The sequence below is a fragment of the Crocosphaera watsonii WH 8501 genome, from assembly GCF_000167195.1.
Lineage (GTDB): Bacteria > Cyanobacteriota > Cyanobacteriia > Cyanobacteriales > Microcystaceae > Crocosphaera > Crocosphaera watsonii.
Map to the genome: position 1 here is coordinate 1 of NZ_AADV02000205.1, position 6,693 is coordinate 6,693.

8 protein-coding genes are annotated in these 6,693 nt (G+C 38.2%); 3 read left to right on the forward strand and 5 right to left on the reverse strand.

The window, feature by feature from the left end:
* Positions 1 to 8 precede the first annotated feature (8 nt).
* From CWATDRAFT_RS28665 to CWATDRAFT_RS28675, 3 genes are all read right to left on the reverse strand, one after another.
* The gene (locus CWATDRAFT_RS28665; RefSeq protein ID WP_007308264.1) at positions 9 to 317 is read right to left on the reverse strand and encodes a hypothetical protein; all 309 of its coding nucleotides are present in this window, start codon (positions 315 to 317) and stop codon (positions 9 to 11) included.
* Between the two features lie 217 nt (positions 318 to 534).
* Positions 535 to 720, reverse strand: a complete 186-nt coding sequence (locus CWATDRAFT_RS28670) for a hypothetical protein (protein ID WP_198139055.1) — start codon at positions 718 to 720, stop codon at positions 535 to 537.
* Between the two features lie 35 nt (positions 721 to 755).
* A complete protein-coding gene (locus CWATDRAFT_RS28675; RefSeq protein ID WP_042712747.1) occupies positions 756 to 980 on the reverse strand; it encodes a hypothetical protein in 225 nt (74 codons plus the stop codon).
* A 361-nt stretch (positions 981 to 1,341) separates the two neighbouring features.
* Here CWATDRAFT_RS28675 and CWATDRAFT_RS28680 point away from each other — a divergent pair, with 361 nt between their 5' ends.
* The 3 genes from CWATDRAFT_RS28680 (at position 1,342) to recD2 (ending at position 4,539) form a co-directional block, all read left to right on the forward strand.
* Positions 1,342 to 1,581 carry a type II toxin-antitoxin system HicB family antitoxin gene (locus CWATDRAFT_RS28680; RefSeq protein ID WP_007308260.1) on the forward strand — a complete coding sequence of 80 codons (240 nt, stop codon included), beginning with the start codon at positions 1,342 to 1,344 and terminating at the stop codon, positions 1,579 to 1,581.
* A 110-nt stretch (positions 1,582 to 1,691) separates the two neighbouring features.
* Positions 1,692 to 2,111 (forward strand): VOC family protein, encoded by a 420-nt coding sequence (locus CWATDRAFT_RS28685; protein ID WP_007308261.1) that lies wholly within the window; start codon positions 1,692 to 1,694, stop codon positions 2,109 to 2,111.
* Positions 2,112 to 2,292: 181 nt separating this feature from the next.
* Entirely contained in the window at positions 2,293 to 4,539 is a 2,247-nt protein-coding gene (gene recD2 / locus CWATDRAFT_RS28690; protein ID WP_007308262.1) for an SF1B family DNA helicase RecD2, read from the forward strand.
* Positions 4,540 to 4,836: 297 nt separating this feature from the next.
* On the opposite strand, the gene CWATDRAFT_RS37830 is transcribed toward recD2, so the two are convergent.
* Both CWATDRAFT_RS37830 and CWATDRAFT_RS28695 read right to left on the reverse strand, forming a co-directional pair.
* Positions 4,837 to 4,992 (reverse strand): hypothetical protein, encoded by a 156-nt coding sequence (locus tag CWATDRAFT_RS37830; RefSeq protein ID WP_157134199.1) that lies wholly within the window; start codon positions 4,990 to 4,992, stop codon positions 4,837 to 4,839.
* Positions 4,993 to 5,292: 300 nt separating this feature from the next.
* The gene (locus tag CWATDRAFT_RS28695) at positions 5,293 to 6,450 is read right to left on the reverse strand and encodes an IS4 family transposase (RefSeq protein WP_007308263.1); all 1,158 of its coding nucleotides are present in this window, start codon (positions 6,448 to 6,450) and stop codon (positions 5,293 to 5,295) included.
* Positions 6,451 to 6,693 lie beyond the last annotated feature (243 nt).

Here is a 6,693-nt window from a genome sequence, read left to right on the forward strand (position 1 = left end):
TGGATGACTCAGCTCGTACATATTAATGTGGGGCTTAGTTGTGCGTGAGCTTCGGCTATTTCTTTCAATGATTGGGCAACTATTGGGTATCTTTCCTCCCATTTTTTACATCCACTATTGACTGATTGTAATCCTAAACACACTATCCCAGTTCGTTTTTCATGTAATCCAAGTTGAACATTTTTTCTCCCCCAACCAAACACGATTTCGGTTTGTCTGGCACTTCCTCCACAATACTTGAGACACATTTCAGCTTGAAATGAACGACGCTCTACTCCCGTCATTTTTGAGGCTGCTAAACGTAAATCATCGACCATCGACGGGGTTAAGGGATTATTTGTCTGTTTTAGCTTCAATTTACTCTCTCTAATCTTTTTACCTCTTCATTTTAATCTATTTCTTCTGTTTTTTCAGACAAGCCAATTATGAAATTTTAAAGTTGTGTACCAAGATCCGCTAACTCTCTGTCCCTTTTATTTCTTGAAAGCCTTTAGTCCAAGCTATTACCCCCTATGGGAAAAGCTTTCTCGGAAATCACCTTATTGCTTTACCTGCCCGATGGTGGAAGCCTTTGCCTAACAAATCCATTCCAGGTCTAGCCCGCCACCGAGCAATAGTGGAACTATCAATAGCTAGCACTTCTCGCTGTTTTTCCCCCAACGCCACTGGTTCCACTGGCAAATTGCTCAGACACCAACTAACGGCACGATCAAAGAGCAAGTCCAGAGGGACTTTTCCCCGCTCCATTGCCCGCTCTACCCGATGCCATCCCCATTTATGTGGAAGACCAGAGGCAACACAGCCCTAACTAGACTCCCCTTCGATTGTACCAAGCGACCACTCATCATCACTACTAAAACGATCCCGATACAATAAGCGGTTCCCTTTGGTAGTATCTTGATGAGATAATTGACAGCCTCTGCTGTCAGCTTGAGAGGTTCCGTTGTCGGTTTAGGAGAGGTTTCTGTTGATTGGCTCATGCCATCAGTATCTCAGATTTGCACTACTGGTACCTAGAGATCGCCCCTCAAAATGGTAAAACACGAGTAAATAATAGAGCATTAAATTTAAACTAAAATCTGTATCCTAACTCTTTCCATGAGTAAACTAGAAAAACTGATTCAAAAAATCTTGAGAGAACCACTCCTATTTAAGCTATAATGATGTCTATTATATTTTAACTCAATTTGGCTTTCAAGAAATTTCGGTGAGCGGGAGTCATCACACTTTTCGTAACAACAAGAAGCATTCATATTACGATCCCCAAAAAAGGAGGGCAAACCGTAAAAAGAACTTACCTAAAACAAATTGTCAAACTTCTAGAATTAGACCAATAAAACTATGAAAACTCCAGCATCTCTGCAAACCTTAGAAGACTATCTAACCCTTAACTATCCGATCACTTTTTATCCAGAAAAAGAAGGAGGTTATACGGTTATGATTCAAGATTTACCTGGTTGTATTTCTACAGGAGAAACTTTAACTGAGGCAATGGATAATATCCTAGACGCAAAGCAACAATGGCTAAAAGCTGCTATTCAATATCAAGATCCGATTCCTCTCCCTGAAGAGCGTACTTAAAATAACAGAACGGAGACATCATAATTAATGAAACTTTCCCGACTTCATGAAGTCTTAAATTGACAACCTCCTGATTGAACAATAAGTAATAATATTAGAAATGGTAAACCATGACTATTAGACCTTTTCATGTTGCTTTTCCCGTGATTGATTTAGTAAAAACAAGATACTTTTACGAAACTATTCTAGGTTGTACGGTGGGCAGAACCTCCGAATATTGGATTGACTTTAATTTATTTGGCCATCAAATTACGGCACATCTTTGTTCTGAGAATTTTGGAGATGTTCCTGTTAATTCAGTAGATGGGAAAAAGGTTCCTGTTCAACATTGGGGGGTGATTTTAGAAATGGAACAATGGCAAACTTTGGCCGATAAGTTAAAAGACTATGAGATTGATTTTATCATTGAACCTTATATTAGATTTCAAGGAGAAGTTGGAGAACAAGCAACGATGTTTTTTCTAGATCCTAGTAGCAATGCTCTTGAGTTCAAAGCTTTTCGTAATGACCAATCAATTTTTGCTACATAATTAGAATTAACAAGTAAATAATTATTAATTATTAGTTGTATTATTTATAAATAATACAGTTTTTAATACAAAAATATCTTATAATAATAGAAAGTCAGTTAAATTGATAATGAAGCAGATAAGATTTTCTCGAAATTTGGAGAACTGACGATAATTACTACTTTTAAATTCCCTTTTTGTTATGTCTTCCCCTAACGTAATTACTAAAACAGAATATTTAACAGGAGTCATTGAACGCATTACCTTTCATGCAGAAGATACGGGTTACACCGTCGCCCGAATGCAAGTCAAAGGGTTCAAGGATTTAGTTACCATTGTAGGCAGTTTTCCCAATATTCAAGCAGGTCAAACCCTACAAGTTCAAGGTAGTTGGTATAACCACCCTAAACACGGTCAACAGTTTAATATGACTGGATACAAAGAATCAAAACCAGCCACATTGACAGGGATTGAAAAATATTTAGGCAGTGGTTTAATTAAAGGGGTTGGTCCGGTTACCGCTAAACGAATAGTCGCTCATTTTGGCTTAGATACTCTCGATATTATTGAATATGAAATAGGACGATTAGTCGAAGTTCCCGGCATCGGTAAAAAACGAGTGCAAATGATTCAAAGCACTTGGGAAGAACAAAGAGTAATTAAAGATGTTATGGTCTTTCTTCAAGGTCATGGTGTGTCAACAACTTACGCAGTCAAGATATTTAAACAATATGGACATGAATCTATTTTAATTGTTACTGACAATCCCTATAAACTAGCAGAGGATATTTTTGGCATAGGCTTTCATACCGCAGATAAAATTGCTTTTAAGGTGGGGGTTTCTCCTTGGTCAAAATACCGGTATAAGTCAGGATTATTACACATTTTAAGCGAAGCAGCAGAAGATGGTCATTGTTTTCTTCCTTTACCAGAATTGGTCAACTCGGCTATTGAATTATTGAGGGTTGATGTACAAGAAGCTGATGAGGAAACCCTTGAATTATTGAGGGTTGATGAACATCAAATCGATGGGGAAGCAGTGGTTAAAACAGCCCAGGAAATGACAGAAACCGAGGATTTAATTGTTGAACAAGTGGGTAAAATGCTACTTTGTTATAAACCAACTTTTTATTATACAGAAGAAAATTTAGCTAAATTATTACTAAAACAGTTAGAAAATCCTATTAATATTGATTTACCCCGTGTTAAAGACTGGATACAACGATATACTCAAAGTAAGCGCATTAAACTTTCACCGCAACAACTAGAGGCAGTTATCAAAGCAGCTTCATCACGGGTTATGGTTCTCACGGGTGGCCCCGGAACAGGGAAAACTTTCACTCAAAAAACCATTGTGGCACTCTGGCAGGCCATGGGTAAAAAAATCGGTTTGGCTGCTCCCACTGGACGGGCTGCTCAAAGATTGGGGGAAATGGCAGGTTTGGAAGCTAAAACTTTACACCGTTTACTAGAATTTGACCCGGCTAAACGAGGGTTTAAACGAGACAAAGATAACCCCTTACCCTTTGATGCGGTCATTGTTGATGAAAGTTCAATGGTGGATCTTTTCCTGGCTCATTCTTTACTGAAGGCGATCTCACCAACTTGTCAACTTTTATTAGTGGGGGATAACGACCAATTACCCAGTGTGGGACCAGGTAAAATTTTAGAGGATTTGATTGAGTCAGGGAAAATTCCTGTGGTCACATTAAACCAGGTATTCCGTCAAGCGGCCAGCAGTGCCATCATTCGTAACGCCCACCAAATTAACCAAGGTCATTATCCCAAACTCGAAGTCATATCCTATACGCCTAAGTCCGATTGTTTATGGCATGACGGGGGGACTGAACCAGAACATACGGTACAAGTTATCTCAGAATTGGTCACAGAATTTATCCCAGAACTTGGCTTTGACCCCACTATTGATGTGCAGGTACTTTGTCCTATGACGAGGGGACTGGTGGGAACTCGAAACTTAAACCAAGTATTACAGCAGCTTCTTAACCCTCCTTCTCCTGAAAAAGCAGAAGTTTCTAGAGCAGGAATGATCTTAAGGGTGGGCGATCGGGTAATTCAACTGAAAAATGATTACGATCGTCAAGTATATAATGGGGACTTGGGTATGGTTAAAGCCATTGACACCTCGGAAAAATTAGTCACCATTCAAATTGATGATAGGGATGTTGAGTATGATTACGCTGATTTGAATGAGGTGGCCTTAGCTTGGAGTATTTCCATCCACAAGTCCCAAGGTTCTGAATATCCTGTGGTGATTATGCCCGTTTCAATGTCTCACTATATTATGCTCTCACGAAATCTTATTTACACAGGATTAACCCGTGCGAAACAGTTGGCGATTATTGTGGGGTCAAGCAAAGCTATCGGAATAGCTGTTAATCAATGGAATCAAAAGCAACGGTACACACGGTTAGTTGAAAGGTTAGGGTAAATAAAGAATAAAAATTATTAGGGAACAACAGTGAAGATGAGAAGTTCAGCAATTAATAATGAACAATTAATAATTAATAATTACCCCTGCTTGGTGCGCTTTCCAACCGCCGTACGACGACGGTTGGGTCGCATCCGCTTCTTTCAAGAAGGGGATTGGCTAAAAGGAATTTCTTTTTGATTTATACCCTTGAAAGGGGAGGCTTTAAACCTTCATTGTTGAATTAATAATTAATTATTGACTATCGACTCTTAATTATTAACTATTAACTATTAATTATTAATTATTTGGTAATGATTAGTGTTTCTTTTGAGGAGTTTGGTTAGCAATATATTGTCCTAAACCTTTAAGAAACGCTTCTAGTGCTGCCGGAGGCATTTGCTCCAAAGCTGAGCAAAGATCATCATTGCCAGCATTGATTTGCAACGCTGCACCATGAGAAACAAGACTCACGGGGTGACAAGCCAGTTAAAACCCTGATTGAAAGAGGGTTTCAGCCGCGGCGATCGCTCTATAAATTGTCAAAAACTAGAGGGCTTATTGAGAATAAACAATAATGATAATCATTCTTGCCGTGTGTGTGGGGGGGAGGAGGGTTACACCGTCCTCCCCCCCACAGAGTTGATGCTCAAAATCAACCCCTTGGGCAATATTAGTTTTTATTAAATAATAAAAATTGGTTTATTTTGGATAGTTACATCTAAAATAAATCATCTTCCACTGGTTATTTTATGTTAAGATAAAATAGGGGAATTAAGCCGTCTTATCTATTATGGACATGGCTTGTAACCCTTTTTTATAATTGTTGAGTTTCTGGGGATTATTGCTCATCATAATTGAAATAAAATCAGAGCAAAATTCCCAAGCGTGAATCCAAAGAGAGCCATAAAGTCCTATCCAAAAATTACTATGTCTTCGGTCACGTCTTGATTTTTCAGTTAGACGAGCAATATATTTTCCTTGATTGGTTTGTCGAAATGTTTTGCCTTTTAAAGAAGTAGCAGTGTAAGCGATCGCTATTAATAAAATCAAGGAATTTAGTCGTTTATTATTGGCTTTACTTCCCTCCAAATTATAACCCCCTGTCTTACAATCCTTGAACATAGCTTCAATACCTGCCCTGGCTCGATAAACTTTCAAGACCTCTGATAAACTGTCTAAGTTGGTAAGAATAAACCAAGGCTCTTTTTCCTGTTTGCCCTTGTATTTTCTTTTCCAATATGCTCCCACATTAAAGTTTCCAAACCCTTTATTTTTAGTGACTGAAACCCCAGTTAGAAACATCTTCATCCCAGGTTTCATTCCTAACTGCGAAAAAGTTTGATAATCTTCATCATCTTTTTTCTGGTTTGTACCTTGTTTCTGACGAAAAGCGAAGAATAACTTTTGTTTTTTACTTTTTTGTTTCAACCAATAAGCTAATTTAACACTGTGGAATTCTCGGTCTCCAAGAATGACTAACTCATAGTTTTTTAGAAGACAAAGAACAGGTTGAATTAATGCCTGTTGTTCAGATAATCTGCTGGCTCCTCTTCTCCCTAAAAGTGTCCAATAGATGGGTAAAGCCAGCTTTTTCCAGATAACAGCAACCATGAAAACATTTTTATCTTTCCATTGGGTTCGGTCAATTGTTATAATCAGACGAGAGCCAGTCTTAAATTCTTTACAAATAATAGCTTTAATCACAGGAAACCAGAATCTGGGAATGGCTAAAGCTGACAAAACTAGGAATCTCTGGATATGTTTACGACGACTTTGATAAAGGATTGGTAAAGGAAAACAAGCTGCTAACCTTTCTATTCTAACCTGTTTATGTACTGTCAGCAACCACAGTAAAATTCTAAAAGCCTCGAACTGTGTTTGTGTTAAATGTTTGGTAAAATGAGATTCATAAACTGCTAAAAAGCTCATGATTTAAGTTATAAAACGATTAAGGACAATCTGATTATTATTAGCATAAAATCGGATTGTTTTCTCTCTTTTAAGAGTTGACGCTCGCGCATCAAAACAGTTTGGGGGGGCAGGGCAATCGCATTTAATTTTTGAAAAGCTGACTGCATAAGAGGTTTCGCGATCGCCGTTCATTTGTACTGAAACTCTAAAATCTTTACTGGATCACGCATCTCAGATTTTAATGCGATTGCCCTGTTTGGG

Coding starts and splice junctions, on each gene's coding strand:
- CWATDRAFT_RS28685 (WP_007308261.1), top strand. CDS start 1,692: ATGACTATTAGACCTTTTCATGTTGCTTTTCCCGTGATTGATTTAGTA.
- CWATDRAFT_RS28665 (WP_007308264.1), bottom strand. CDS start 317: ATGGTCGATGATTTACGTTTAGCAGCCTCAAAAATGACGGGAGTAGAG.
- CWATDRAFT_RS28675 (WP_042712747.1), bottom strand. CDS start 980: ATGAGCCAATCAACAGAAACCTCTCCTAAACCGACAACGGAACCTCTC.
- recD2 (WP_007308262.1), top strand. CDS start 2,293: ATGTCTTCCCCTAACGTAATTACTAAAACAGAATATTTAACAGGAGTC.
- CWATDRAFT_RS28680 (WP_007308260.1), top strand. CDS start 1,342: ATGAAAACTCCAGCATCTCTGCAAACCTTAGAAGACTATCTAACCCTT.
- CWATDRAFT_RS28695 (WP_007308263.1), bottom strand. CDS start 6,450: ATGAGCTTTTTAGCAGTTTATGAATCTCATTTTACCAAACATTTAACA.